Annotated in this window: 19 protein-coding genes; 9 read left to right on the top strand and 10 right to left on the bottom strand. The window is 59.2% G+C overall.

The features are described 5' to 3' along the window. Both VFU66_RS13630 and VFU66_RS13625 read right to left on the bottom strand, forming a co-directional pair. Positions 1-2,523: carboxypeptidase-like regulatory domain-containing protein (locus VFU66_RS13630; RefSeq protein WP_326446812.1), on the bottom strand; the 2,523-nt coding region annotated here is incomplete at its 3' end. Between the two features lie 302 nt (positions 2,524-2,825). Then, the gene (locus tag VFU66_RS13625; protein WP_326446811.1) at positions 2,826-3,404 is read right to left on the bottom strand and encodes a TlpA family protein disulfide reductase; all 579 of its coding nucleotides are present in this window, start codon (positions 3,402-3,404) and stop codon (positions 2,826-2,828) included. A gap of 722 nt (positions 3,405-4,126) precedes the next feature. On the opposite strand from VFU66_RS13625, the gene VFU66_RS13620 reads away from it, so the two are divergent. Then, positions 4,127-5,074 (top strand): tetratricopeptide repeat protein, encoded by a 948-nt coding sequence (locus VFU66_RS13620; RefSeq protein WP_326446810.1) that lies wholly within the window; start codon positions 4,127-4,129, stop codon positions 5,072-5,074. Position 5,075: 1 nt separating this feature from the next. Then, positions 5,076-6,797 (top strand): CRTAC1 family protein, encoded by a 1,722-nt coding sequence (locus tag VFU66_RS13615; RefSeq protein WP_326446809.1) that lies wholly within the window; start codon positions 5,076-5,078, stop codon positions 6,795-6,797. 134 nt (positions 6,798-6,931) lie between these two features. On the opposite strand, the gene VFU66_RS13610 is transcribed toward VFU66_RS13615, so the two are convergent. From VFU66_RS13610 to VFU66_RS13595, 4 genes are all read right to left on the bottom strand, one after another. Beyond that, positions 6,932-8,128: a glycoside hydrolase family 27 protein gene (locus VFU66_RS13610; RefSeq protein WP_414649449.1), complete on the bottom strand. Its 1,197-nt coding sequence runs from the start codon at positions 8,126-8,128 to the stop codon at positions 6,932-6,934. 111 nt (positions 8,129-8,239) lie between these two features. Continuing rightward, positions 8,240-10,897, bottom strand: a complete 2,658-nt coding sequence (locus tag VFU66_RS13605) for a DUF5695 domain-containing protein (protein ID WP_326446807.1) — start codon at positions 10,895-10,897, stop codon at positions 8,240-8,242. A 276-nt stretch (positions 10,898-11,173) separates the two neighbouring features. After that, the gene (locus VFU66_RS13600; protein ID WP_326446806.1) at positions 11,174-13,543 is read right to left on the bottom strand and encodes a Tat pathway signal protein; all 2,370 of its coding nucleotides are present in this window, start codon (positions 13,541-13,543) and stop codon (positions 11,174-11,176) included. A 10-nt stretch (positions 13,544-13,553) separates the two neighbouring features. Further along, positions 13,554-15,347, bottom strand: a complete 1,794-nt coding sequence (locus tag VFU66_RS13595; RefSeq protein WP_326446805.1) for a DUF885 family protein — start codon at positions 15,345-15,347, stop codon at positions 13,554-13,556. Positions 15,348-15,761: 414 nt separating this feature from the next. Between VFU66_RS13595 and VFU66_RS13590 the strand changes: the two genes are divergently transcribed. The 3 genes from VFU66_RS13590 (at position 15,762) to VFU66_RS13580 (ending at position 20,547) form a co-directional block, all read left to right on the top strand. Further along, positions 15,762-16,688 (top strand): dihydrodipicolinate synthase family protein, encoded by a 927-nt coding sequence (locus VFU66_RS13590; protein ID WP_326446804.1) that lies wholly within the window; start codon positions 15,762-15,764, stop codon positions 16,686-16,688. Then, positions 16,689-18,278: an aldehyde dehydrogenase (NADP(+)) gene (locus VFU66_RS13585; protein WP_326446803.1), complete on the top strand. Its 1,590-nt coding sequence runs from the start codon at positions 16,689-16,691 to the stop codon at positions 18,276-18,278. A 232-nt stretch (positions 18,279-18,510) separates the two neighbouring features. Further along, positions 18,511-20,547 (top strand): alpha-galactosidase, encoded by a 2,037-nt coding sequence (locus tag VFU66_RS13580; protein WP_326446802.1) that lies wholly within the window; start codon positions 18,511-18,513, stop codon positions 20,545-20,547. Positions 20,548-20,721: 174 nt separating this feature from the next. Here the strand turns inward: VFU66_RS13580 and VFU66_RS13575 are convergent, their stop codons facing one another. Next, a complete protein-coding gene (locus VFU66_RS13575; RefSeq protein WP_326446801.1) occupies positions 20,722-21,309 on the bottom strand; it encodes a histidine phosphatase family protein in 588 nt (195 codons plus the stop codon). Positions 21,310-21,347: 38 nt separating this feature from the next. Here VFU66_RS13575 and uvrB point away from each other — a divergent pair, with 38 nt between their 5' ends. The 3 genes from uvrB to VFU66_RS13560 all read left to right on the top strand — a co-directional run bounded on the left by uvrB (position 21,348) and on the right by VFU66_RS13560 (position 24,944). Continuing rightward, positions 21,348-23,336, top strand: a complete 1,989-nt coding sequence (uvrB, locus tag VFU66_RS13570; protein ID WP_326446800.1) for an excinuclease ABC subunit UvrB — start codon at positions 21,348-21,350, stop codon at positions 23,334-23,336. Positions 23,337-24,327: 991 nt separating this feature from the next. Beyond that, the gene (locus VFU66_RS13565; protein WP_326446799.1) at positions 24,328-24,636 is read left to right on the top strand and encodes a hypothetical protein; all 309 of its coding nucleotides are present in this window, start codon (positions 24,328-24,330) and stop codon (positions 24,634-24,636) included. Beyond that, positions 24,636-24,944 carry a type II toxin-antitoxin system RelE/ParE family toxin gene (locus VFU66_RS13560; protein ID WP_326446798.1) on the top strand — a complete coding sequence of 103 codons (309 nt, stop codon included), beginning with the start codon at positions 24,636-24,638 and terminating at the stop codon, positions 24,942-24,944. Before VFU66_RS13565 ends, VFU66_RS13560 begins: the two co-directional genes overlap by 1 nt. Before the next feature lie 9 nt (positions 24,945-24,953). Here the strand turns inward: VFU66_RS13560 and VFU66_RS13555 are convergent, their stop codons facing one another. The 3 genes from VFU66_RS13555 to VFU66_RS13545 form a co-directional block, all read right to left on the bottom strand. After that, positions 24,954-25,373, bottom strand: coding sequence for a type II toxin-antitoxin system VapC family toxin (locus tag VFU66_RS13555; protein ID WP_326446797.1), 420 nt, complete (start codon positions 25,371-25,373; stop codon positions 24,954-24,956). Beyond that, entirely contained in the window at positions 25,370-25,792 is a 423-nt protein-coding gene (locus tag VFU66_RS13550; RefSeq protein ID WP_326446796.1) for a hypothetical protein, read from the bottom strand. Before VFU66_RS13550 ends, VFU66_RS13555 begins: the two co-directional genes overlap by 4 nt. A gap of 144 nt (positions 25,793-25,936) precedes the next feature. Further along, positions 25,937-26,389 (bottom strand): cupin domain-containing protein, encoded by a 453-nt coding sequence (locus VFU66_RS13545; RefSeq protein WP_326446795.1) that lies wholly within the window; start codon positions 26,387-26,389, stop codon positions 25,937-25,939. A gap of 96 nt (positions 26,390-26,485) precedes the next feature. Here VFU66_RS13545 and VFU66_RS13540 point away from each other — a divergent pair, with 96 nt between their 5' ends. Next, the gene (locus tag VFU66_RS13540) at positions 26,486-26,683 is read left to right on the top strand and encodes a hypothetical protein (protein WP_326446794.1); all 198 of its coding nucleotides are present in this window, start codon (positions 26,486-26,488) and stop codon (positions 26,681-26,683) included. The last annotated feature ends 302 nt before the right edge of the window (positions 26,684-26,985 follow it).

Raw genomic sequence — 26,985 nt, 5'->3', positions numbered from 1 at the left:
TTGAATACCCAAATTCCACGACTCGCTATAGGGCTGCTGAATCTTCGGATTCAGACCATTCACACCGGGGCCGCCGACAAAGGTGTAATCCGACTGCGAAGCCGTCTCCTGATACTCCGTCGGAGCATAGCCGAGCGGAGGAATAGGCTGGCCCAGCGACAGGCTACCCGGAGCAAACGTTCCCGGCCCGCCTGTATTGTTCGCATTCAGGAAGAAGTCCTGGAAGTAGAACGAACCATAGTCAGAGGCGTTGTTCCAGAAGTACTGACCCGGCTCGGTAAAGCGGCGCAGCGCGAAGCCGCCGCGAATGACCGTCTGGTCGCCGCCGAATAGCGATTTGGCAAACCCGTCGGTGAACTTCGGATTCCACGCGAATCCGAACGCGGGCTGAGGTGTAAGCCTCCACGCCTCATACGGACGAGGATTGGTGGAAAGCACCGGATTCATGCTGCCGGGCAGACGTCCGGGCTGAAAGAGATTGCCGTTGCCGGACGGCCCGTAGATGTCCCCCGGAGAGGCCGAGTGATACGCGCCGGTCAGGTCGTGCTGCGGCACGCCGAAGTCCCAGCGCAGGCCATAGTTCAACGTGAGAGAAGGCGTCACCTTCCAGGAGTCCTCGGCAAACAGGCCAGTCGAGCTGACAAGTTCGTCCAGGTTGTAAGCGCCAATCTTGTGCTCGAACTGCTTGGTTGCCTTGTTATAGGGGAAGGTACCGTTGATGTCCGAGATTCTTCCTGTCAGAACAGCATAAAGTTGTCCTGCCTCGGAGATGGCTGAATCGTCGGCGCCGGGCATGGACGAGGTGGTGAATGCGTTGAGAGCAGGATCGCCGGTAGCAAGTCCAAGATCGTTGTTGTTGTATCCAACCGGCGGGTTCCAGTAGTGGTCCTGCTCACGGTACCACGACACGCCGAAGCTGATGGCGTGAGCGCCATGCTGCCACGTTACCGAGTCCGACGCACTGAGGATGGGATAGAACGTCGAGATCGGAGTCTGATAAGTCAACCCGGACATATTGCCGGCCGCGCCCGGGAAGTTCCAGTTTACGGTTGGTTGTGTGGCATAGAGCGGAGCTGCGTTGTAGGCAAAACTGGTCGCGTTGTACAGATAGCCCAGCTTCAACTGGTTGATGAAGTTGGGGGTCGCAATAAAGTCCATGCCGTAGGAGAGGGTATAGTTCTTCGACTCGTTCCCTGCCACCTGGTTGGCAAAGTCTTTGCCCGGGAATGTTGCCGCCGTGTTGGTTGGCTGAGTTGTGTTGGTCACGAGCATGGACAGATACATCTTTGTCCGCTGGGAGAGATTATAGTCAATCCGTCCGCCGGGGAAGTACTGTGTGACGGCCGAGTTGCTGTTCCATAGAATCTGGTTGAAGTTGGGATCGCCTGAGGGCGTCAAGCCTGCGCCGGTAACGTTCTTATTGATGAGATCGAGCTGCGCCGCGGTAATCGCATTAACCGTGTCGGGCAACGAAGGGTTGCTGCCGTGCGCAAGGCTCAGGACGTTGACCGTGTGGTTTTGGCCATCCGATCCCTGGTAGACGAAGTTACCCTGCTGCGCGGCCGCAGTAAAGACGTTGTTGCTGGCCGAAAAGGACCCCGGCTGTTTGGACATGGCAAAGGAGCCGAAGAAGAAGAGCTTGTCGCGGAAGATGGGGCCGCCCAGGCTGCCGCCAAAGTCATTAAGAATCAGCCTGTTTCTCGGCACCTTTCCCACGTTGTTGCTATAGGTGTTGGCATTCAGGGCCGCGTTGCGGAAGTCTTCGTAAACGCGACCGTGGAAACGATTGCTGCCGCGACGCGAGACGAAGTTCAACTGCGTGCTCGACTGGCCATAGCCCGCGTTCAGGTCAAGCTGGTCGGTCTGCACTGTCATCTGCTCGATGGTCTCAAGACGCGGCGAAACCGAAGGCTGAGTGTTGCCGCCGAACTTCATCCGATTCGGACTGCCAACCACTCCATCGATGTTGCTGCCCTGGTCGGTGGAAGGAAGTCCGTTGAACGTGCCGTTGTAGCCAGCCACAAGGTGCGAGAACGAAGTCAGGTCGCGCCCTTGCAGCGGTAGGTCTTCAATCTGCTTCATATCAACGACCGTGCCGAGAGCATTCGAGCTGGTCTCCAGCAGTGGTGTCGCCAGGCCCGTTACCTCGACTACCGTAGCCACGTCGCCCACTGCAAGGGCGGCGTTGATCGGAGTGACGTGCGCGGCCTGCACCTCGACCGAGGGAAAGACCTTCGTCGCATAACCCTGCATCGAGACCGTCAGCTTGTAGGTGCCGATCGGCAGGTCAACAAAGGTGTAAATGCCCTTGCTCTCGGTCACGCCTTGCCAGGTGCCGTTGGTGCCTGTTTGCACCAGTTCCAGCTTCGCGCCGGGAACCACCGCGCCCGTCGCGTCGGTCGCGCTGACGACGATCTTGCCTTGCGAACCAGTTTGCGCAAAGGCCGGCATGGTGGAGATACCGAGCGCGCAGGCGATCACAAGAGCTACACAGACGAGAAATCTACTGCCTCTAAAACGCATACTGACCTCCGAAAATTCGTGCTTCCATCAGGGACCTCGTTGTTCTGGTGCGATAAGTTCAAGAGCGCGGGATACGCGAGAAAACGTTGCCTTGCGCAGCCGTGCAGTTGGGAACAAGCCCTCTCTTTTGCTGTGACCCACTTTGTACACATTTATGAATTTGTTGTCAATGTATAATTTGCGAAATACTAAAATGCATCCATTTTCATTCACGAAGATGCAACAGCTCGAACGCAATAAGGGGAAGGCTCGCAGCCTCGATCCAGCGAATGAGCCCTAGTCGATCATTTGTTTGCCAGATACTACTGAGTGGCAGTAGGTAGGACAACGTTGAAGAATTGCTCTATTTGTTTTCTATTGCCGGCAAGATAGGCTCCCTGCCACAGATGCATGACTTTAGCGGAAGGGCTTACAACTATAGTTTCGGGAGTACCGTATAAGCCAAATTTTTCAATAACTTCTTTCGACCTGAGGAGATAGACGGGGAATGGCTCACGACGGTCGGCCACATACTGCTTTAGATTAGTTGAATCCACAGAGAGGCCGATAAAGCGAAAGCGGGACATCGCGGCATCATTAACCGCCAGCATATTGCTTTCATTGCGTTTGCACCAGCCGCATAGAGGCGAGAGTATGTACAGGACGGTAGGTCTTTGATCATCCGCGAAGGCGATCGTAAGCTCTCTCCCGTTTACGTCCTCAACCGGGAAGGAAGGTGGAACCGAAGCATTCACCTTAAGCAAAGGATAGGGTCTAGTGTATTTGCCATAGGTTCGTACCTGTTTGGCGAGATATACATTCAGAACCAGAGACGCTATGAGAACAACGCAAAGTGCCGATGTGCCTATATGTTCCTGGAGAATTGAATTCCATGATCTCATGGACTGAAATCTCCTCTGTCGTAAAGCTGACGATGATTTCTATACTGCGCGACCAAATATTTATTCTGATTTGGTCGCGCACAAATAGTCATTGAGGTACGTAGTCGCCGTTAACGCCATAGGAGCACTTGACGCATGAGCCGGCCATACATTGGCCTAGACCATTCGCGCCGGTGCCGTCCTCCGTATTGCAGAAGACGAATAGCGAATATTCAGAGGGCGGAACCGCACCATTTGCTCCGTTGTTACAGTAGTTAGGCTGCGAAGGTTGAGGAGCATAAACTTGGCCGTCAGGGCAATCCCCGGCAGCAGCTCTCACGGCCCTCATTGGCACAAGAATAACGTACGCTGACAAAGCGACTAGCGGCAGACACGTAGCCAGTGACATAGATAGTTTTTGCTTTCGATCCATCTGGTCAACTCCTTTAGGAAAAGTGAAAACTCTACGATTGATCCCGAGCGTTTCTGCTGGCTTCTAGCCTCCGAAACCTCAGGAAAGCATCTTTTCAAATTTCATTGAGTGGCTCTGCTTTTATTGAACCCTATTTTGTACATATTTATGAATTTGTTGTCAATGTATAATTTGACAGGCACCAAATTGCATCCTTTTTCATTCACAAACATGCACGCGGTGGGCTAATCTGAACGGCATCCCAGCCGCATCGAATTCCTCCCTGAGGAGAACTGCATTGGCGGACAGAATCTCATTCCGGATCAGATACTTGCATCCTGCGCTCGCCCTCGGAGTGGCCGTGCTGTCCGTGCTGCCCTCTGCTGCCGAGGCCGCGAAAAAACTCCCCACCGCACCATCGGTCTCCATTCAGCAAACCATCCAGTTGGCAGCCACCGGCCGGTGCAACGAAGCCGTGCCGAGACTCAAACGCGACCTGCCCCGCATCACAGAAAAAGACCTTCGCTACCGCGCCGCCATGGCCCTCACACGCTGCGCCATGGGGATGAACGACGACCAGGACGCAGCCGACTCGCTCCTGCTCCTCAAGCGCGAGTTCCCTGCCGACCCGGAAGTGCTCTACATCGCCACGCACTACTTCTCCGAGATGGGCATGCGTGCCGCGCAGGAGCTCATCGCCAAAGCGCCGACGTCATACCAGGCACAGCGACTCCAGGCCGAGTCGCTCGAGTCCGCAGGCAAAAACACCGAAGCCGCCGCCATCTACAGCAAGATTCTCGCCGACCATCCGAAGACCCCGGGCATTCACTATCGTCTCGGCCAGATCCTCCTTGCTGAAGCAGGAGCCACCGGCTCCACCGACGCGGCGAAGGTGGAGTTCCAGAAGGAGCTTGAAGTCGATCCCGCCAACGCCGCTTCCGAGTTCATCCTCGGCGAGCTGGCCCGCCGCGCCGGACAGTGGGACGAAGCCATTCCGCACTTCACCCGCGCCGCAACGCTCGACGCAGGCTTTGCCGAAGCGTACCTCGCGCTCGGCATGACGCTCAATGCCTCTGGCAAATTCGCCGACGCCGTCAAACCGCTCGAGCATTACGTCGTGCTTGAACCCGGCGACCCGGCAGGACACTATCAGCTCGCCATGTCCTACGCGCGCACCGGCAACAAGGCAGGCTCGACGGAGCAGCTCGCCCTGCAAGCCAAAGCAGCCAGCGCCGCGCAGGCCACCGACACCACCCAGGGTCACTCCGTTCCGCAATAGCATGTACAGGCCCACGCACCGACTCTCGCGCAGAACGTTCCTCCACGCGGCCTCCGCGGCCGCCCTGGGAGCGGCGTCGAAGCCCTCGCTGGCCCATGCGCTGCTCGCTCCGGAAGCATCCGCCGCGCAGCCCGCGTTCGTCGCAGTCTCAGCGGAGAAGAGCGGCATCCACTGGACACACACCGCCGGGCTTTCGCCGCAGATGTATCTGCCCGAGACCGTCGGCCCCGGCTGCGCCTTTCTCGACTACGACAACGACGGCTGGATGGACATCTACCTCGTCAACAGCGGCCCCTGCGACTTCTACAAACCTGCGCATCCCTTGCGCAACGCGCTCTATCGCAACAACCGCGACGGCACTTTCACCGACGTCACGCTCAAAGCCGGCGTCCCCGGCAACGCTTACGGCATGGGCGTCGCCGTCGGCGACTACGACGGCGACGGTCTGCCTGATCTCTACGTCACGCAATATCCAAACAGCATCCTCTACCACAACAACGGCGACGGCACCTTCACCGACGTGACTGCAAAAGCAGGTGTAGCCGCACCCGGCTGGGGCACCAGCGCCGTCTGGTTCGACTACGACAACGATGGACGACTCGACCTCTTCGTCTGCCGCTTCGCCGACTTCGACAAAGCAAAAAACGTCACCTGCGGCCCACCCGGCGCGCGCTTCTACTGCAAGCCCAACGTGTACAAACCGCTCGCCTCGCGCCTGTTTCACAACAACGGCGACGGCACCTTCACCGATGTCAGCGCGGAAACCGGTATTGCCAAAACGCTTGGCAAGGCCTGGGGCGTCGTCGCCGCCGACATCAACAACGACGGCTGGCTCGATCTCTTCGTCGCCAGCGACACCGCACCCAACGCGCTCTTCATCAACAGCAAGGGCCGCTTCAGCGACGTCGGCACACTTGCGGGCGTGGCTTACAGCCCCTTTGGCGTCGCACGCTCCGGCATGGGCGTCGATGCCGCCGACTACAACCAGGACGGCTGGCTCGATCTCTTCGTCGCCAACGTCGATCACGAGTCCTATGCGCTCTACCGCAACAATCACGACGAGACCTTCGACGACGTCTCCATCGCCTCCGGCATCGGCCCCGTCACCACACTGATGAGCGGCTGGGGCCTCAAATTCTTCGACTACAACAACGACGGCAACCTCGACCTCATTCTCTCGAACGGCCACCCCGACACCACCATCGACAGCCACCAGCCCGGTGTCCACTACTTCGAGCCGATGCTGCTGTTTGAAAACAACGGCTCCTCGTGGAAGAACGTCAGCTCCGAATCCGGCCCCATCTTCGCGCAGGACATCGCAGGCCGCGGCCTTGCGCTTGGCGACTTCAACAACGACGGCGCGATCGATGTCCTCGTCGCCGTGAACAACGGCCCGCCTGTGCTGCTGCGCAACACCGCCACCGAAAAAAATCACTGGCTCGGCCTGCGTCTCATCGGCCGCAAAGCCAACATCGACGCCATCGGCGCAAAAGTGATCTATCAGGCAGGCACGCTCAAACGCACCGTCACCAAGGTTGGCGGCGGCAGTTATCTCTCCTCACACGACCCGCGTATCGTCCTCGGCCTCGGCCAGCAGACCAAGCTCGACTGGATCGAGATCCACTGGCCGCAGCCCAGCGGCAAAGTCGAACGCTTCACCTCCCTGCCCGTCGACCGCTACATCACCATCGTCGAAGGACAGGGCAGGTGGACCCAAGTCTGAAGTTCATGCCATTTTTGCAGTGTCATCCTGAGCGGAGCAGACCGCGTTTTTGCGGTCCTTCGTAGTCGAAGGACCCGCGGTTCGAAGTTTCTGCTTATGCAAAACAACCGCGAACTTAGAACCACGTAGCGCCGTCACTCCGCCCGCAGCAGGATCACTCCATGCGGAGGCACCACCGCAGTCGTATACATCCCGCTGAACGTGCCCAGATCCTTCTTCGCCCAGATGTCGTAGAGCTTTACCGAACCGTTCACACCGGCCGTTTTCAAATCGAACGTCATCGTCAGCGGCATCGTCCAGCGATTGAAGATCGCAATCGCCTTGTCCCCATTAGCCAACGGACGCGCCCACACCTCCAGCGGCCCTTCTGCCGCCACGCGATCTCCCTGTCGCCCCAGCTTGTCCTGATCAATCGCAATCACATCGCGGTTGGTCAGAATGGCCAGCGTCTCCGGCGACATCGTCGTCAAGTCGTTTCCCGCAAGCAACGGTGCGGCCAGCATCGCCCACAGACTCATGTGTGTGCGGTACTCATTCTCGTTCATCCCTCCGTTGCCCACCTCCAGCATGTCGGGATCGTTCCAGTGCCCAGGCCCCGCGTATTTACTGAGCCCAGCCTGCGCAAAGCCAATCTCTGACATGCGCGCATAGTTGTCCTCAATATCGCCGCTCGTGCGCCACAGATTCCCGCCTGCATCGGCTCCCCACCGCCACACCGCCTCCCATCCGTACTGGCAAAGACTCAGCACAATCGGTCGCCCTGTACGCGCCAGCGCATCGTGCATCTTCAGATAAACCGTCTCCATCACCTGCTGCGACTTCGCGTGATCATGCCCCGCCTGCTCGCGCAACTCCTTCGTATAGCTGCACAAGTCGTACTTCAGATAGTCGATGCCCCACGAAGCATACGTATCCGCATCCTGCTGCTCATGCCCCAGGCTTCCTTCGTAACCTGCGCACGTCTTCGCTCCCGGCGAAGAGTAAATCCCCAGCTTCAATCCCTTGCTGTGAACATAATCGGCAAGCGCCTTCATGTCGGGAAACTTCGAGTTCGGATGAATGCGCCCCTCAGCATCGCGCGTCCCCTCCCACGTATCGTCGATGTTGATGTAGACGTAGCCCGCATCGCGCATTCCAGACGACACCATCGCATCCGCCTCAGCGCGAATCGTCTTATCGTCCACCTTGTTCGCAAAATGGTTCCAGCTATTCCACCCCATCGGGGGAGTCACGGCAAGCCTGCTCGATGCCCGCGTCTGAGCACCAGCCACGCCATCAAGACCCGCAACCGCCGCGCACCCAATCACAGCAGCAGCAACAACACACTTCATCCACATAGGACTCCTCCATAAATTTGGCCGCATCACCACATCATCAACGCGGCTTAGCCGCTGAGGTGGGTTCTTCTCTTCGCCATCAACGCATCGTATCCAGAGCGTAGCTTATTTCTGCTTCAGCACAACCTCCGTAACCCCATGCTTCAACGGAATCACATACGCCCCCCGCTCCTCACGAAGCGCCTCCGCTGGAGCAAACACGCCAACACCCGCAACCTTCGCAGGCTGTTCAATGCGCAGACGAGCATCAGGAGTGAACTCGGCCGAACCATCGAGCACCAGCTTCACCGAGTGCGTCGCCGGCTCGAACTCAACACTCTTGAACTTGCCCGCATCCAGCGTCAGCCACAACCCAAACGGCGCAAGATAGAGACGGTTGCGGAACGAATCAAGCGGTGTCACCGTAACCGCCGCACCTCGCGCCTTCAGGTTGCCGCCAAAAGCGAGCCAGCCCAGCGCAGGATCGTCTGTCACGTAGGTCGCCGTGTTGAAGGCATGGCCGAAGAAGCCCGAGCCATAATCGCCGCTATATGGATCAAACGCGAGCATGTCTGGAAACGAGTGAAACGCAGCCGAGCCAAATCCCTGCTGGTCGATGTTGCTCAGCTCGCCCATCGTCCCCCCGTAGCCTACGCGCAGCAGATATAGATCAGTCGGATGATCGCGGTACTCGCTCAGTAGAGGAATCGCATTGACACCCGAGCCGTAATGATGCAACTGCCGCTCCAGCCGCTCCACCTTGCCGCCGTAGATAAAGTCCCAGTACCGCCGCGCGCTGCCGTTATATCCCCAGCTCGGAATCGTCGGGTCGTAGCCGAGAATTGCGTCGAGCGTCACCTCCGCCTTGTCCTGATAGCCGAAGTACTTCGTCCACGCATACACCTCTTCCTGCCCTGTCGAATCCCACGGCATCTCGCTGCCAAACGGATACGCTTCGCCCTTCCAGCGGTCCGCGCGTCCATGCATCGCGGCCTCCATCGTGCTTGCGTCGTCGGTCAAACCCTCGCGCTTCAGGTCAAGCAGAATCTGAACAAAGACATCGCCCTCCATCTGACCGAACCGCGTGTAGTACGGCGCATCTTTCATCATCGCCATCGTCGTCTCGTACGCATGATCCAGATACCACTGCCACGGATGGTTCGTCACCAGCCCAGGATGATTCCGCGCCAGCCGATACAGCACCCAGTACGCCGCCGCCACATGCGGATAGTTGAACGAGCGCCCCAAATCCTCCGACTGCTTCTCGTTCCAGCTCGTCCAGCTCTTCCAATTCAAGTCGCTGCGGTAGTAGCCCGGAGGCAACTTGTCCGGCTGATAGTAGAAGAGGCTCTTGCGCACACCATACATGCCCGGCCCATCCTTCATCTGGAGCCCGCCCCACAAAACGTGATCGACAAACTGTTCGTACTTCACGATCTCCGCTTTGTTTGGTTCGCCAAGTTCTTTCATCGCCAGCGCAAGCCAGGACCCGGCGCCAGCCTCATCGCTCAGCCCCGCAATCCACACGCGGCTGTCCTGCGTCACCTGCTGGTTCGTCTGCCGGTCATAGCTGATCGCCGAAGGACTGCGCCCAAAGGGATCTTTCGGATCGACGAACCACTGCTTTGTCGTAAGGAAGTTGCCGAAGTCCGCAACAGCCTCCACCTCAGGCTTGATGACCCGATAGCTGATCGTCTGCAACAATCCGTCTTCATATCGAATGGAGACGCGCGCCTGCCCCCACGTCTTACCGCGCAGCACATAATCCTGCCACCCGCCCGGCGAGGCCGTAGTCTTAGCCACGCTAATCGCACCTGCGGGATCAACCGTAATCGAGCGCACCTTCTCCGGATACTTCAGAAACAGATGCCCCTCAATGTCCTCCGGCAGAATGTATCCCGGCACGCCCACGGCTACCGGCCTGCGGTTCGCAGCCAGCGTCTTTTCTATATCGCGGATCGAATCAGACAGCAGAAATTGCACGCCGAATACGCGCGTCTCACCAGGCTTCAGCGTAATCGTCGTCGCTACGTTCCACGGCTTGGCGTTCTTCCATTCGTTCTGTTGATACGCCCCACTCGCCGCCATCCACTCGTAGAAACCCTCGAAGGTCATACTGCGCTGCGTCGGATCGTTGAAGATCTCAACCTTGTGATCAGGTCCGCGATGATTCAGGATCGGACGATACGCCTCAAACGGAGTCTTTCCCTCGGGCGTCACCACCAGCGCCGGGCCATGGCCATTCAGGCGCGTCACCTGCAGATAGCCCGCGTCCTCTCCTATATAAGGATCATAAAAACTGCACGTTTCGTGTGCCTGCGCCAGCGTTCGCTCGCTGATGATGTTGTTGAACACCATCGGAATCCCCAGCGAACCAATCTCCACCGGCTGGCTGCTCTTGTTCGTAATCGAGAACTGCAGACCAAACTTTCCGTTCGTCACTGTCCACGAACGAACGACGCGCAACGGAATATCCGCACCAAGCGTCGGCGCCAGGTCCGCCGCAGCCAACACATTGCCGGACGTCGCCAGCGGCGTCACCGGATGCCGCGCATACGCCGAAGAATAATCCTTCCACTGCCCCGTCGCGTCCGTGCGCAGCCGCAGGTCGATGTCACCCAGGTGGTAGTAACCATCCTGTGACCGCTCCACCAGCCTGTCGCCCGGCGTGAAGTCGAATCCATTCGCACCCTTCGGCTTCAGCGCCGCCATTGTCTCCGACGACTTCACCAGCGTCACGTCGAAGCCCGGCGTGTCGAGCGTCACATATCCGTCAGCAAGCATCGGCCCCGGAGTTGGCGGGGTTCTTGGCCTGCGTTGCCCCACAGCAGGAAGCACAAGTCCAAAGACCGCAAACAGCACCATCACACGGCGAAGGCAAACGAACTCAGCACAAATCAAACGCTCTCTCAAAGGGTTCCTCATTTCATAGGTTGTACCGATGTCAAATGCAATGTCATTGCAGCACGGTAGCTTTTGGTTGTCATTCTGAGCGTAGCGAAGACTCCCCGCATCTTCCCTTAGTTGCATGGAGTCGTATATCAAGAACCATCACCACACCTAGCTATACTGCGCCACCACTTCAAAGTTCTTCTGATCTCCCGTTGCAATCACGATCGTGTCATTCTGTGGTCCGCTCGCCTGCATCGCCTTGCCATTCGCCGTAATCGTGTGCAGCGTGTTGTGCTGCGGCAGCCGAAATTTAATATGCAACACCCTCGGCCCATCACCCTCCTCAGGCAACATCACCGACGCCACAATGCGGTTGCCGTCCTTCGCCCTCATGCGAAAGCTGACACGGCCCCACCGCGTTGGCGCTTCTTCAATCCCAATCTCCTGTCCTGAAACCAGCCACTCTCTCGGCAGACCCTTGCCCAGATACAGACGATCCTCATCGGAATCTTCCAGCACCAGCATCCACCGCACCAGCAGCGGAATCGTCTGCTGCGCGGGAATACAAAATAATGCTGTGCCGCCGCCGATGCCCGACACCTCACCCGCCGTCCAGCTTCCCCGCGTGTGATCGTGATACCGATGCGCATACAGAAACAGCAGATACTCCTCCACGCGATCCAGCCGCAACAACTGCTGCGCATATCCATACGAGATAAACCCGAGGATCGCGCGATCATGCACATTGGGCCTTCCCACATTGGCAACGACACCCATCGTCGTCGCGCCGTACGCACGCATACAGTTGATCACCAGGCCAGCCAGCTCCGGCGGAAGCACGTCAGCCTGCAACAACTCCGCGTACGCACGATGCGGCCACTGCTGCGGACTCGGATGCTCCTCGGCCATCGACTCCCGAAACGTCAGCTTCGCCCCGGGCAGCGGCCCAATATACGGCGGAGTCATATCGTGACGCACATTCTTCTGCACGCTCCCCACCAGCGTGTGCGAAAGCCGCTGGCTATGCCTCACCCATTCGCCTGCCTGTTTCTCCATGCCCGCATTTGCCTTGTCGCGATTCAGCATCCGCCATGTGCGCGCCAGGTCCTTTAACCCGCGCGCCGCAAATGCACTGTTCGCAAAATAAGGCTGCCACCACGTCATCGGCGTGCGCATCAGGCACGAGTCAGACTCGTTCCAACCATGAATCAAACCATAGCCCGGATCATCCGGCGCAAGCCGCAGACTCTCATCATGCAGCGTTGTCAGCACCGCAGCAGTCGCTTCAAACTTCGCCTGATGCTTCAAAAAAAGTTCGCGGTCGTGCGTGTAGTTGAAGTACCGCGCAATCAGCGAGAGCATCAGCCCATACTGGCCCGTCTCCGGACCGCGCATGTTGACCATGCCCTTCGCATCCACGAAGTCCGAGTAATAGTTGTCGAGCACATCGCGCGCCATCTCGAACCGCCCCCACTCCAGGTTCGTATAAAGCGCGCTGGTAAAGATGTCCTGAAACCCATCGTACTCCGAGCCATAGTAATCGCGGTCCACCGCGCCGTACTTCGGATACACGCCTCCCGGCCGCACCATCTGCTCCTTCACAAACGCATAGCGCGACATGTCCACCCACGACTTCTCCGGCAACAGCACAGGAACCGCATCGTGCATCTGCCGGTCCCAGTACATGCTGAACTCAAGCAGCGCCCGGTAAAACTCATCCGGCGCAGGGTCTTCGCGCGCAGGCGGATACGCAGGATAGCTATACCCAAACTCCACCTTCGTCATCTTCCCGTCTTCCACATGCGCCGTGCGATGCCACGTCTGAACAATGAACCTGTCCTTTGCCGCAACATCTCCAAAGACAATCGTCTCGTAGTAAGCCGTCTCCGAAACCGGCATCGCCGTTCGCGCTGCAGGCATCCACCCGCCCAACAGTCCCTCGTAGCGTTTTGCAATCAACTCCCCACTCAAATCCGGAAACGACTGCACCGGATGGTACGTCCGCGTGTTGCCGCCCGGATAGACCGGCATCGTGTCCTCACACTCCCGCGTGCCGACAAACGTGTCCCACCTCGCCCGCCCAAACGCACCCTCACCATGCACAGACCCTTGCGGCGGCGCAGCCGTCCGCACTCGCTCCGGATCGGGATCACCATGCTTGAGCAACTCATCCGCCAGCAGGTCCGGCCCCGCCATGCCGATGTCGCTCATCTTCAACCCGAGATACGGCGTGCCTTCCGCAAACGCCGCCTCGGCACTCTTCGTCAACACACGGCTGCTTCCACTCGACGAAAGAAACGTAATCGCGCCGTCGCGGACCCGCAGATCCTCATAAACCCGCCACGTCTCCGCACCGCGTTCGAAGCTGCAAAGCAGCGTATGCCCTTCGACCTGACGATCTCCCGTCGCGTGCCGCTGCGATCCTGCGCCGCCGTTCCTCGCAGCCGGCTCAGCGTCTCCCAGCTGCGCCAGGCCGGGCAAACCGTTCATGCCAGCCGTAGCAATCGTCATGCCTTTCAGAAATCCGCGCCTGTCCATATACACTCCGCTACTTCGATGGCTCCGCCGCGCCCAGAGGATTCGGCCCATAGAACTTCCAATTCGTCGTGAAGTCGCGCGTCAGCTTCTGGTGCGTCAACACCGCGCGCAGCATCTCAATCGGCATCGAGTTCTCGTGCAGCACCGCGTCGTTGAACTGTCGATCCGTCATCTTGCCCGAATCAACCAGCTCCTTGTGCAACTCGCGGAACTGGAGCGCACCCATCAGATATGCAGACTGATACAGCGGTCCTACTGATCCATCAAACGAGCGCCGCACCTCAGCCGTCGCATTGTCCGGCTCATGACCCACATCTTTAATCAGAAAATCGACGCACTGCTGCGGTGTCCACTGCCCCAGATGAAACTTCATCGTGAAGAGCACACGTGCCGAGCGATGCATTCTCCAGAACAGCGCCCCCACCTTCTCCTCCGGAGTCGCGTCAAAGCCCTTGTTCCAGAAGATCATCTCCCAATAGAACGCATTGCCCTCCGTCCAGAACGGCGTATCGAACGCGCGCCGATACGGGTGATACCGCTGCCCCATATACCACTGCAAAAAGTGGCCGGGGATCATCTCATGAAACGCCGTAGCGTGCGACATCGGAATGTTGTTCCCGCGCATCGACATCTCGCGCTGGTCGTAGGTCATCGTGTCGGTCGGGAACGAGATGCTGATAATCGAGCCTCCGGTAAAGAACGGATTCACCAGTTGCCGCTGCGGCGTCATCATCTCCATCCGCCACGTCTCCTTGGCCAGCGGCGGCACCGTCACCAGATCGTTCTTGTCCACAAAGTCGATGCCCTGCGTCACCAGCTTGCGAATCTCCTCCGGCTGTTCGCCCGGCTCCACGTGCATCGTCTTCACTTTTTCCAGCGCCTTGTGCCAGTCGTTGCCGTAGCCCATCTCGTTCGAAGCCTGAAGCATCTGCTTCATGCACCAGTCCATCTCCGTCTGGGCAATCGCAATCAGCTCCTCCGGCGTATACGGAATCATGTTGTCCTTCAACTCCGCGATCAGCGCATCGCGCCCCACCGGGTCTCCGATAATCGTCGTCTTGTCGTCAGCGGAGATCCCGATGATCTTCTCCTTCAAAAACGCCGAGTAGCCCTGCAGCGACTTGTCCGCCGCCTTATAAGGCCCATCCACCCACCACGTAAACTCCGGATCGTATCCATTCGAAAAATCGAACCAATCCCTCAACGCTCCGCGCAGGTTCTCCACCTGACGCACCGCGCGGTTCGCCACCGCCTTGCTCACGGTGCTGCCAGCCTGCTTCTGCGCCAGCAACTGCTTCTCCGTCGCGGCAATCTGCTTCACCATCTCCGACAACTGCCCTGCCGCCTGCTCCGCGTTCGGCTTCTGCATCAGGCGCTGGCCATCGTTCAAGTCGATAATCGTCTTCTCAAACGGGAGCAGCGGCGCCATCTCCTCCGCCTGCTTCTTTCGGATGGCAAGCTGATGCTGGTCCGACTGGATGCGATTGCGCAGCAGCAGATAATCCACCTGGTCTTCTTCCGACATCGCATCGAAGTTCAACTTCTCCAGCAACGCAAGCTGGTTCGCGTAGAACGTTTCAAAGCGATTCATCCTCGCCGGATCAAGCGGCAGATCGTAGCTCCGCATCAACCCACGCTCATCAGCCGAAAACTGCTCCACCACCGAGCGCATCTGGCTCCCCTGCACAGCCGCCGTCCGTGCCGCCGCCGCGCACACGCGACACGGCAGCAAAATTGCCGCCATCATCACCGCACCTGCCAGACCTCGTGCCACTCCCTTTGCCATGCCTGTCCCAGTCTTCACGCCCTGCCTCCGAAAACGATTTCTCTCTCGCCGCCATCCTCGCATGTCATTCTGGACACACACGAAATTAGCCGCGACGTGACGGATGAGTTTATATCACGATATATTTAGAGTTGTATACATTTTAGGATTTATATATCATCTCCCAGAAGAGAATCTTGAATGAGTAGTTGTCTTGAAAGGACGCGACTTGAGAGTCTGCTGAAAAAAATCTTACGGTTGCTTTTGGGGATTAGCGTAGGGCTTCAGCCCCACGAAAAAGCCGGCAATATCCAGGGGCTTTAGCTCCGGGCCTTCCTTCCAGTCAACTCAACCACTTCTCACCAACCTCTAAGCCACCTGCGCTGGACACCTTGCTTCAACCCATGCCATCGCTGAACGCAGCCAGACCAACATCACCATCGAGGAGAACCAATGAACTGGGCCGGAGTAATGCCTGCAATGACCACCCCCTTCGACAGCAATGGTGCTGTCGATCACGCCTTTCTCGCGCAGCACGCCGCCTGGCTGCTGGGCAACGGATGCACCGGCCTCGTCGTGCTGGGCTCGCTCGGCGAAGGCGCGACGCTCGAATATGACGAAAAGGTCGAAGCCCTCAAGACCGTTATCCGCGCCGCCAAGGGCAAAGCGCCCGTCGTCGCGGCCATCTCGTCGCTCTCCACCGCAGCCTCGGTCAAGCTGGCCAAACACGCCGAACAGCTCGGCTGCGAAGGCCTCCTCGTGCTGCCGCCCTACGTCTACAGCACCGACTGGCGCGAGATGAAGCAGCACGTCTCCGCCATCATCGCCGCGACCAGACTCTCCTGCATGATCTACAACAACCCCGTCTCCTACGGCACCGACTTCGTGCCCGAGCAGATCGCCGAGCTTGCCGCCGAGCACGCCAACCTGCACGCCGTCAAAGAGTCCAGCACCGACGTGCGCCGCGTCTCCGCCATTCGCGCCCTGCTCGGCAATCGCCTCGAAGTCTTCGTCGGCGTCGATGACGCCATCTACGAAGGCGTCGCCGCAGGCGCAACGGGTTGGATCGCCGGCCTCGTCAACGCCTTCCCCGCCGAGTCGGTCGAGCTCTTCAACCTCGCCCGCGCGCGCAAACTCGACGAAGCCTTCGACCTCTACCGCTGGTTCCTCCCGCTGCTCCGCATGGACACCGTACCCAAGCTCGTCCAACTCATCAAATGGGTGCAGGGCCAGCGCGGGGTAGGCTCAGCCAACGTCCGCGCACCGCGACTGGAGATCGTCGGGGCCGAACTGGCCGAAGCGCAGCAGGTCCTCCGCACGGCACTCGCAAATCGTCCTAAGATTAATGAGGTTCCCATCTCCAACTTCAAGGGTGCATAAATGACCGACGGCCGCGCACAGGCAGCAGTTGAACTTCACGGACGTTCGCTCATCGGCGGCACGTTCGCCACCGAAGGCGCTGACGCCTTCCGCGGCTTCTCGCCCTCCAATGGCCGGGAGCTTGAGCCCACCTATCTCTCCGCCCGCCCCGCAGATATAGAGCGCGCGGTCACGCTGGCTGTCGAGGCCGCGCCGTTCCTCGCCTCAAGCACAGGCAAAGACCGCGCCCGCCTCCTCCGCCGCATCGCCGACGGCTTCGACCAATCCGCTGAAGCCCTTATCGACCGCGCCAATCAGGAAACCGCCCTGCCGCGCCCACGCCTCACCGGCGAAGTCGCCCGCACCAGCAACCAGCTTCGCCTCTTCGCCGTCGTCGTCGAAGAAGGCTCGTGGGTCATGGCGCGCATCGACACAGCCGATCCCGCGCGCACGCCTCCCAAACCCGACGTTCGCTCCATGCTGCGTCCGCTCGGCCCGGTCGCCGTCTTCGGCGCAAGCAACTTCCCGCTCGCCTTCTCTGTCGCAGGCGGAGACACCGCCTCCGCGCTCGCCGCAGGCAATCCCGTCATCGTCAAAGCCCACCCCGCGCATCCCGGCACCAGCGAACTCGCAGGCCAGGTCATCGCCGAAGCCGTCGCCGAGTGCGGTTTCCCCGCGGGCACCTTCTCGCTGCTCTTCGACTCCGGCCACACCGTCGGCGCCGCGCTCGTCCGCCATCCGCACATCAAGGCCGTCGGCTTCACCGGCTCCTTCCGCGGAGGCCGCGCCCTCATGGACCTCGCCGCCAAACGCCCCGAACCCATCCCCGTCTACGCCGAGATGGGCAGCGCCAACCCTGTCTTCATTCTTCCCCACGCCCTCGCCGAGCGCACCGAGCAACTCGCCACCGGCCTCCACGGCTCCTTCACCCTCGGCGGCGGCCAGTTCTGCACCAAACCCGGTCTCGTCTTCGTACCCCAGGCAGCCTCCGATTTCTCAGACAAGCTCCGCACACTCACGGAGCAAGGCCCGGCCTTCTCGCTGCTCACCGGCGGCATCGCCTCGCTCTACGACAAACAAGTCGCCGAACGCGCTACGCTCCGAACCGCGTCTGGCACAAAGGCCAGCGAAGGTTTCAGCGCGCAAACAGCCCTGCTCGAAACCACCTACCCAGCCTTCGCCTCCGACCCTAATCTCGCAGACGAAGTCTTCGGCCCCACCACGCTGCTCATCCACTGCGCCAGCGCCGCCCAGATGCTCGAAGCCGCGCGCTCGCTCGAAGGCCACCTGACCGCCACCATCCTCGGCACCGAAGAAGACCTTAGCCAAAACGCGGAACTTCTGCGCGTATTAGAAACCAAGGCCGGCCGTGTCATCTTCAACGCCTTCCCCACAGGAGTCGAAGTCTGCCACGCCATGGTCCACGGCGGCCCCTATCCCGCCACCTCCGACGGCCGCTCGACCTCTGTCGGCAGCCAGGCCATCTTCCGCTTTGCACGTCCGGTAGCCTACCAGGGCCTGCCGCAGTCCGCACTCCCCACAGCCCTGCGCGACGACAATCCAGAAAAGATCCTGCGTCTCTGGAACGGCGCCTGGACGCAGCCCAAATAACCTCACACCAAACGCCTGTCATCCTTCCACGCTGCGGGAGGACCCGCTTTTCTTTCGAGCCATCATCCACACCACGTCATCTCGACTGGAGACGGCGTTTTTGCCGCCGCAGTGGAGAGCCCCCGTATTTCCCTCCCCGCCACCCAAAACAACCCTTTCATAATTCTTACTTTCGTTATATTACGTTTCGGTGATACCATTCGACATACTCAAATCCCTACAGGGAGCATCCATGTCCAAACCTGCCTTCCTCCACAAGCCCTCGAAAGCTGCGTCCCTCCGCCCGTTGCCAACCATCGCGATCGTCCTGCTCGCCGCAACAACAGCGGCCGTCACCGCGCAGCAGCCCGGCCGAGCCAACGCAACAGCACGCGGAGATAGCTATACCCTCAGCAACACCGTACTCGACGCAACGTGGACACTCAGCCAGGGACACATCACCGGCCTCACCTTCACCGACAAGCTGCACCGCCGCACCATCCACGTACCCTCCCCGTTTGCCGTCCTATTAAAAGACGGCTTCGTCGATAAAGCCGCCGACTTCCACACCGACGGCAAGCCCGAGCGCAAAGAACTCACCGCAGACGCAAGTGCATCCCGCTACTCCGACCGCGTCCCCGGCATCGAGTTCGACACCCCACTCGTCAACGCCGACGGCTCCCTCCACGCCACCTGGTCTGTCGTCCTCCGCGACGGCTCCAACTACCTCCGCCAGGTCCTCACCCTCACAGCAGGCCCGGCAGACGAAGCCATCACGCGCGTCCAGCTCATCGACGTCACCCTCCCCGGAGCCGAAGTCGATGGCTCGGTCAAAGGCTCGCCCATCGTCGCAGGCGACCTCTTCCTCGGCTTCGAGCATCCGCTCTCCGAAAGCAAAGTCACCTTCAACCGCGCCACCGCATACATCGACCGTGAGCTTCCGCTCAAAGCCACCCAGTCCGTCACCTATTCGTCGGTCATCGGTGTAGCGCGCACCGGCCAGCTCCGCCGCGACTTCCTCGCCTACATCGAGCGCGAGCGCGCGCACCCCTACCGCACCTTCCTGCACTACAACTCCTGGTACGATCTCGGCTACTTCACTCCCTACGATGAAGCCGGCGCGCTCGACCGCATCAACTTCTTCGGCCGCGAGCTGCACGACAAGCGCGGCGTCACCCTCGACAGCTTCCTCTTCGACGACGGCTGGGACAACCACTCCTCGCTCTGGGACTTCAACCAAGGCTTCCCCGACGGCTTCACCAACGTGCGCAAGGCCGCGGAAAAATACGGCGCCGACCCCGGCGTATGGATGTCGCCCTGGGGCGGCTACTCCAGGCCCAAACAGGAGCGCATCGCCTACGGCAAATCGCAAGGCTACGAGATCGTCGATAACGGCTACGCCCTCTCCGGGCCAAAATACTACGACCGCTTCCAGCAAGTCTGCCTCGACATGATTAAGAAGTACGGCGTCAACCAGTTCAAGTTCGACGGCACCGGCAACGCCGAATCCGTCTTCAAGGGCAGCGCCTTCGACAGCGACTTCGCCGCCGCCATCCACCTCATCGGCGTCCTCCGCCAGGCCAAGCCCGACATCTACATCAACCTCACCACCGGCACCTATCCCTCCCCGTTCTGGCTCATGACCGCCGACTCCATCTGGCGCGGCGGCTACGACGACTCCACCGCCGGCGTCGGCACCTACCGCGAACGCTGGATCACCTACCGCGACGCCGACACCTACGACGAAGTCGTCAAACGCGGCCCGCTCTATCCGCTCAACTCCCTCATGCTGCACGGCCTCATCTACGCCCAGCACCACCGCCACCTCAACGCCGATCCCTCGAACGACTTCCGCAACGAGATTCGCTCCTACTTCGGCACCGGCACACAGCTACAGGAGATGTACATCACCCCGTCGCTCCTCTCGCAGCAAAACTGGGACGACCTCGCCGAAGCCGCCAAGTGGTCGCGCTCCAACGCTGACGTGCTTAAAGACACGCACTGGGTAGGCGGTGATCCAGCATGGCTCGAAGTCTACGGCTGGGCCTCCTGGTCGCCAAAGAAAGCCATCCTTGTCCTGCGCAACCCCAGCGACAAGCCGCAAACCATCTCCATCGACCCGCAAAAAGCCTTCGAGCTACCCACAGGTGCAGCCCGAACCTTCTCCGCGCACAGCCCATGGAAAGACGATGCCTCGCAACCATCCATCGCGCTGCAAGCAGGCACACCGCACATCTTCCACCTCGCCCCATTCCAGGTCCTGACCCTCAACGCCACACCAACAAAGTAGCCTCCTCATCCCCCAGGCAGTCCCTTCTTTTTGTTGTCATTCCCGAAGGGAATCTGCGTCTCGCAGGGTGCCGTGCCTTCGGCGCGGCCCCATCGCGGCATGGGTGAGAACGTATAGCCCCTTTGCATTTCCATTCCGCAGCGAAGCGGAGGAATCTGCTTTTGTCCCTGCGCCCTACTCAAACCCACGATTCCAACTCGCAATCACCCGTGTCTCGCGCTCCCACCCCAGCACGCTCAAACTCCCAGTCCCAAGCACCAGAAGCCGCCCATCCACAGCAGGCAACCCAACCCATCGCGCCGCCAGAATCCGCAACAGGTGCGCATGAGCAAACAGCGCAACCTTCCCACCTGAAGGCGAGGCAGCCACAGCACGAGCAATCACCCCATCAGCCCGCGCCCCGACCTGCTCCACCGTCTCCCCATCCACAATTTCATCCTTCCAAACCGACCACCCCGGCGCGTCCTTCCGAATCTCCGCCGTAGTCCGCCCTTCGTAGACACCGTAATCCCACTCCTTCAACCCCGCATCCACAACGGCCACATTACCAAATCCCGCGATTGCGCACGTCTCCCGCGCCCGCTGCATCGGACTCACCAACACCGCATCAAACTTCACTCCCGCCAGAAAATCCCGCAACTCTTCCGCCCGCCGTCGCCCATGCGCTGTCAGAGCAATGTCCGTCCGCGAAGTATGCGCCCCACCCGCGCTCCACTCCGTCTCTCCATGTCGCACCAGCCACAACTCAGTCCCTGCACTCATTCCGAATCCTCCACACAATTTCTTCTATCTTATGTGTAATGGACTTCCAGCTTTCCACCCACTACAAGCCCCAGGGCGACCAGCCCCGCGCCATCCGCGAACTCATCTCCGGCATCCACGCCGGCGAGAAGGACCAGGTCCTGCTCGGCGTCACCGGCTCCGGCAAGACCTTCACCATGGCCAAGATCATCGAGGAGCTGCAGCGCCCCGCGCTCATCCTCGCACACAACAAGACGCTCGCCGCGCAGCTCTACCACGAGTTCAAGGGCTTTTTCCCGAACAACGCCGTCGAGTACTTCGTCTCCTACTACGACTACTACCAGCCCGAAGCCTACATCCCCGCCGGCGACCTCTTCATCGAAAAAGAAGCGACCATCAATGAAGAATTAGACAAGCTCCGCCTCTCGGCCACGCGCAGCCTTTTCGAGCGCCGAGACGCCATCATCGTCAGCTCAGTCAGTTGCATCTACGGCCTCGGCTCGCCCGAAGCCTACTATGGCATGTTGCTCCTGCTCGAAAAGGGCCAGCGCATCAAACGCGAAGACATCACCCGTCGCCTCGTCGAAATCCTCTACGACCGCAACGATGTCGACTTCCGCCGCGGCACCTTCCGCGTCCGCGGCGACATCATCGAAATCTACCCCACCTACGACGAGAACGCCTACCGCATCGAGCTCTTCGGCGACGAGATCGACTCCCTCTCCCAGATCGACCCACTCTTCGGCACCGTCCGCCAGAAATACTCGCGCCTGCCGATCTATCCAAAATCCCACTACGTAGTCCAGCCCGAGCGCAAAACCAGCGCCATCGCCTCCATCCTCGAAGAGCTCGCCGAGTGGGAGACGCAGCTCGAACGCGAAGGCCGCCTCGTCGAATCCCAGCGCATCCACCAACGCACGCGCTTCGACCTCGAGATGATCAAGTCCGTCGGCTACTGCCACGGCATCGAAAACTACTCGCGCCACATGTCCGGCCGTCTCCCCGGCGAGCCGCCACCCACGCTCCTCGACTACTTCCCCAACGACTACCTCCTCTTCATCGACGAGTCGCACGTCACCGTCCCACAACTCCACGGCATGTGGCACGGCGACCGCAGCCGCAAACAAAACCTCGTCGATTACGGCTTCCGCCTGCCCAGCGCCATGGACAACCGCCCACTCCGCTTCGAGGAATTCGAAACCCGCACCGGCCAGATCGTCTACGTCTCCGCCACACCCGGCCCCTACGAACTCACCAAATCCGCCGGCGTAGTCGTCGAGCAGATCATCCGCCCCACCGGCCTCATCGACCCCACCGTAGAAATCCGCCCCGTCAAAGGCCAGATCGACGACTTACTAGCCGAGATCCGCGACCGCGCCGCAAAAAATCAGCGCGTCTTAGTAACTACACTTACCAAGCGCATGGCCGAAGACCTGGCCAGTTACTACACCGAAGTAGGCGTCCGCTGCCGCTACATGCACTCCGAGATAGAAACCCTCGAACGCATCAAGCTCCTCCGCGACCTCCGCAAAGGCGAGTACGACGTCCTCATCGGCATCAACCTCCTCCGCGAAGGCCTCGATCTTCCGGAGGTGTCGTTGGTAGCAATATTGGATGCCGACAAAGAAGGCTTCCTCCGCAGCCAGGGCTCACTCATCCAGACCATCGGCCGAGCCGCGCGCCACATCGAAGGCCGCGCCATCCTCTACGCCGACAAGATGACCGACTCCATGCAGCGCGCCATCGACGAAACCAATCGCCGCCGCGAAATTCAGGAAGCCTACAACGAAGAAAACGGCATCACGCCCCACTCCGTCATCCGCGCCACCGAGATGTCGCTGGCCGGCATCCTCAAAGCCGACTACGCCGACCTCACCGAAGAGACAGGCGACATGCCCGACTTCGCCACCCAGCAGGAACTCGACACCTACATCAACAAACTAGAATCCGACATGCGCGAAGCCGCCAAAAAATTTGAATTCGAAAAAGCCGCCAAACTACGCGACACCGTCAAAGAACTCCGCACCAAAGAATTCCTCTTCAGCTAAAGGCTCATATCCGCAGATACGTTGTCATTCTGAGCGCAGCGAAGAATCCCTGTATTTTGCTTGTGGCTGCGCAGGAGCTTGATTCAAGGAACGCTGCATCCATAAAGAATCCCTAAAAAGCGCCAAAGGCGCGCCCTATACCAGCCTGGGGCGCAGCCCCAGGTAGAGTGCAACCCCAAACCCAGAGGGCTGAAAGCCCGACCCATAAATCCATCACACTCACAGAGCCTCTTCAGGCCCAAGCCTCGCTCCAGCCAAACATCACCGTAGCCGACACGAAGCCGCCAAACCTCTCACCAAAAATCCTCTTTTCGTAACATATTCGAATGGTGTAGTATTCGGTCCGCCAGCACTATGACTATATCTCTCGAATTTCAGAAGCGTATTCAATTACCTCGTGAGCTGACCGACGAATCGGTCAAAGAAGTTCTCGATGGTATTCCGAAATCTCCTGGTATCTACATTTTTGGCCGCATGTTCGGAAAGAGTTTCAGGGCCCTGTATGTTGGCCAAGCAAAAAATCTACGTGGAAGAATTAAGCAGCAGATGAATAATCTAAGCCTAATGTCCTACATTAAGGACGCACGAAACGGACACCGGGTGATTTGGATAGGCTTGCTTAATGCGCACGGAAACTCTGATCAGAACAAGCGCCTTAAGATTGCAGAGCGTGCCCTACTTCGACACTATGTATCGGTAGGAGATGACCTGCACAATAAGAATGGCGTAAAGGTAAAGCGACATGAGATTAGGCTGTCCGGAAAACATCCGAAGAGAATATCTAAATTATTTGTTGAACCATAGCTTAGGGCGGGTGGCCCCCCCTTGGATTTTCAAACCAATCACCATCGTTCAGGTGCCCCATCCTTGGCGTAGCGAAGGGTGGAAGTAAACCGCCGGGTGCCCCACATCTCGATTCTGAGATGTGGGTTCGCAGGACGCGCAGCAGCCCGACTCCAGCCGCCAAAATATGTGGAACTCTATTGTTTCTATGCCTACTTTTCCGTACTCTAGACCCATGGAAGTCCACCTCACCTCCGACCAGCAAGCCCTCGCACGCCGCGCCATCGAAAGCGGCCGGTTGCACCGCGAGGAAGACGCCGTGCAGGAGGCTCTCGGTCTATGGGAAGAGCGCGAGCGTCAGCGCATTGCATTCCTGGCAACCCTCGACGAAGCGCGAATTTCTCTCGCTGACGGCAAGGGCCATCCCATCACGCAGGAATCCATGCGAGAACTGGCGGAAGCCGTGAAGCAGCGTGGCCGCGCTCGCCTCGCAAACGAACTGGCCTCGTCCCGCTAATGGCGCATCGCGTTGCCATTCGTGCAGAGATTGATCTCGACGACATCTGGTATTACATCGCCAAAGAAAGCTCAAGCATCGAGATCGCCGACCACCTCGTAGACTCCATCACAAACAGATTCTTCCTCCTTGCCAAATACCCCTACCTCGGCCGCAGCCGCGATCACGAATTCGGCTCGGGCATCCGCAGTTTTCCCATCGGGGAGTACGTCGTCCTCTACGCCGTCGAAGGCACGGAAGTCCTCATCCTTCGTGTCGTCCATGGCCATCGAGACATTGATGCCCTATTCGGAAATGAACCTACCTGACGTTCTCAACTACAAAATCGGCGTATTGAAATCCGCAATAAACTGAATCCCCGGCACATCCAACCCCGACAACTGCTTATCCCCAGTCAGAAACAAATCAATCCCCGCCGAAGCCGCCGACGCGAGATGAATCGAATCCGCCACCTTCAGCTTGTTGACAGCCCGCAATCTGCTGAAGGGCGTCACGGCTCCAGCATCAAACGGCAGATACGAAAACCCCATCTCCTTCATCGTCTGCTGAATCCGTATCGCCTTGTCCGGAGAATTCACCGCACCAGCCATCACTTCACCAAAAGCAAGAAAGCTTGTGTGGAGCGAATCTCCGCGTTCATACGCTCGCTGCAAAAGATGCTGGACTCGCTTCGAATAGGCCGGATTCCCCTCAAGCAGATAAACAAAGAGCATGGAGTCCCAAAAGATCTTGCTCAAGCCGCATCCTCCTCATCCGATCTGATCCACCGGACAAACGCCTCCGCGCCACCATGCTCCTTCAACTCTTCCTTGAGCAGCCCTCGCAAAGACTCCGCCAACCGCTTCGCCCGTACCGCTGCATCTTCAACCTCGCCAGCTCCTTCAGAAACTGTCCTTCGCTCGCCGAGACCATTTTCGACTGCACGATAATGTACAACGACAGTCGTACTCAACTTGGAAGGAGGCCCATCCACAGCCGTAATTTCAAGCCCGTTGTCCCGGAGGAACTTTGCCGAACGAAGCGCATTGCACACCTGAGGCGTATTGTTCGGGGGAAATCCCAGCGGAACCAGATCATCCAGCACATTGCGCACCTTGATCTCGAACGACGTCCGGCCTGCGCGCAATGCAGGTGCGACATACCGATCCCTTGCCACAGTACGAACCTGGTCACTGAACTTGTGCGCTCTCATGACTCCCCCATCAACAGACAGTCTAAACTGTCTAAATAAACAGTAGGCATCCGGGCATGAGTTGTCAAGCACACCGCGGCGCCTCGCTCACCACATCGAGAGGACCCACTACCCCACCTTCACCGGCACCAACCCATGCTTCAGCATCACCGCCGCCATTGCCTTCACATCCGGAGGCCCGCCACCCGCCAGCAGCCCCCGAATCTCCCGAAAGTACTCGGCCCCCAGCACCCCCGGAGTGATCGTGCAAAGCACCCTGGCCGGCTCGTCGAACGGGTTCGTAAACGCATGCACCTTGCCGCGCTCAATCCACACCAGGTCCCCCGCCCCCACGTCGAGAGTCTCGCCCTCCAGCGTGAACTTCAGCCTCCCGCTCACTCCATATCCCGATTCATCGAACCCCACATGATGATGCGGAACCGGCATCCCCGCTCTCGGCGCCACCGTCATCTCAAACATCGTCACTCCCGACCCGCTCGTCGGCCCATCAATCAGAAACCGCAGCACAATCCCACCCAGCCGAATCTCCTCTGCCTCCACCACGCCGCCTGTCACACTCATCGCACACTCTCCTTTCTGGATTCAGGTCCCAAGAAAGATACCACCCTTCCCCGTCTCGACCCGGCACGAAAATCCCGCTCACGATAAAATCCCCCCATGAACGACTTCATCCCCAAAGCCCCCACACAAAAGATCGGCGGACTCGGCCCCAAGGCTGCCCGGCTCCAGGCTCTCCGCGAAAAAGCCGCCAAGCTCAACGACAAGGCCAAATCCACCCACGCCGACGCAGGCCCCTCCGCGAAAGCCAACAAGGCTCCCACCAAGAAGACCGCCTTCCAGCGCAAAGCCACCTAGAATCATCCGCCTGCAACGATTCCCACAATCAGGACCTTGACTCGCCCTCTATAATGAACTTATAGAACCAAATCAAAGCCCGGCCACCTGCCGGGCTTTTGCATTCACAGGCGAAGTCCGAACCTAACCCCTTTAGAACATGGACTTTGAGTACTTAACCTGGGGGAGGGCCCCCTCGAACCACACGAATCTCTTACTTCCAACCCAATAGCCTGATACCCTGCTCCGCGTGAAGCTCCTCAAGCGAATCCTGCTCTTCGCCTCAGCCATCGTCTTCACCTACGTGCTCGTGCTCTACGGCA

It is taken from the genome of Edaphobacter sp. (assembly GCF_035763405.1).
Classification (GTDB): Bacteria; Acidobacteriota; Terriglobia; order Terriglobales; family Acidobacteriaceae; genus Edaphobacter.
The sequence above is the reverse complement of the archived record's forward strand: the minus strand, read 5'-3'. Positions and strand labels throughout refer to the sequence as shown.

Bases quoted from the DNA above. Each gene is read 5' to 3' on its own strand.
- VFU66_RS13610 (WP_414649449.1), bottom strand. From the start codon at position 8,128: ATGAAGTGTGTTGTTGCTGCTGCTGTGATTGGGTGCGCGGCGGTTGCG.
- VFU66_RS13560 (WP_326446798.1), top strand. From the start codon at position 24,636: ATGGCGCATCGCGTTGCCATTCGTGCAGAGATTGATCTCGACGACATC.
- VFU66_RS13565 (WP_326446799.1), top strand. From the start codon at position 24,328: ATGCCTACTTTTCCGTACTCTAGACCCATGGAAGTCCACCTCACCTCC.
- VFU66_RS13540 (WP_326446794.1), top strand. From the start codon at position 26,486: ATGAACGACTTCATCCCCAAAGCCCCCACACAAAAGATCGGCGGACTC.
- VFU66_RS13545 (WP_326446795.1), bottom strand. From the start codon at position 26,389: ATGAGTGTGACAGGCGGCGTGGTGGAGGCAGAGGAGATTCGGCTGGGT.
- VFU66_RS13600 (WP_326446806.1), bottom strand. From the start codon at position 13,543: ATGGACAGGCGCGGATTTCTGAAAGGCATGACGATTGCTACGGCTGGC.
- VFU66_RS13580 (WP_326446802.1), top strand. From the start codon at position 18,511: ATGTCCAAACCTGCCTTCCTCCACAAGCCCTCGAAAGCTGCGTCCCTC.
- VFU66_RS13615 (WP_326446809.1), top strand. From the start codon at position 5,076: ATGTACAGGCCCACGCACCGACTCTCGCGCAGAACGTTCCTCCACGCG.
- uvrB (WP_326446800.1), top strand. From the start codon at position 21,348: ATGGACTTCCAGCTTTCCACCCACTACAAGCCCCAGGGCGACCAGCCC.
- VFU66_RS13590 (WP_326446804.1), top strand. From the start codon at position 15,762: ATGAACTGGGCCGGAGTAATGCCTGCAATGACCACCCCCTTCGACAGC.
- VFU66_RS13575 (WP_326446801.1), bottom strand. From the start codon at position 21,309: ATGAGTGCAGGGACTGAGTTGTGGCTGGTGCGACATGGAGAGACGGAG.
- VFU66_RS13585 (WP_326446803.1), top strand. From the start codon at position 16,689: ATGACCGACGGCCGCGCACAGGCAGCAGTTGAACTTCACGGACGTTCG.
- VFU66_RS13625 (WP_326446811.1), bottom strand. From the start codon at position 3,404: ATGAGATCATGGAATTCAATTCTCCAGGAACATATAGGCACATCGGCA.
- VFU66_RS13605 (WP_326446807.1), bottom strand. From the start codon at position 10,897: ATGCTTGCTGACGGATATGTGACGCTCGACACGCCGGGCTTCGACGTG.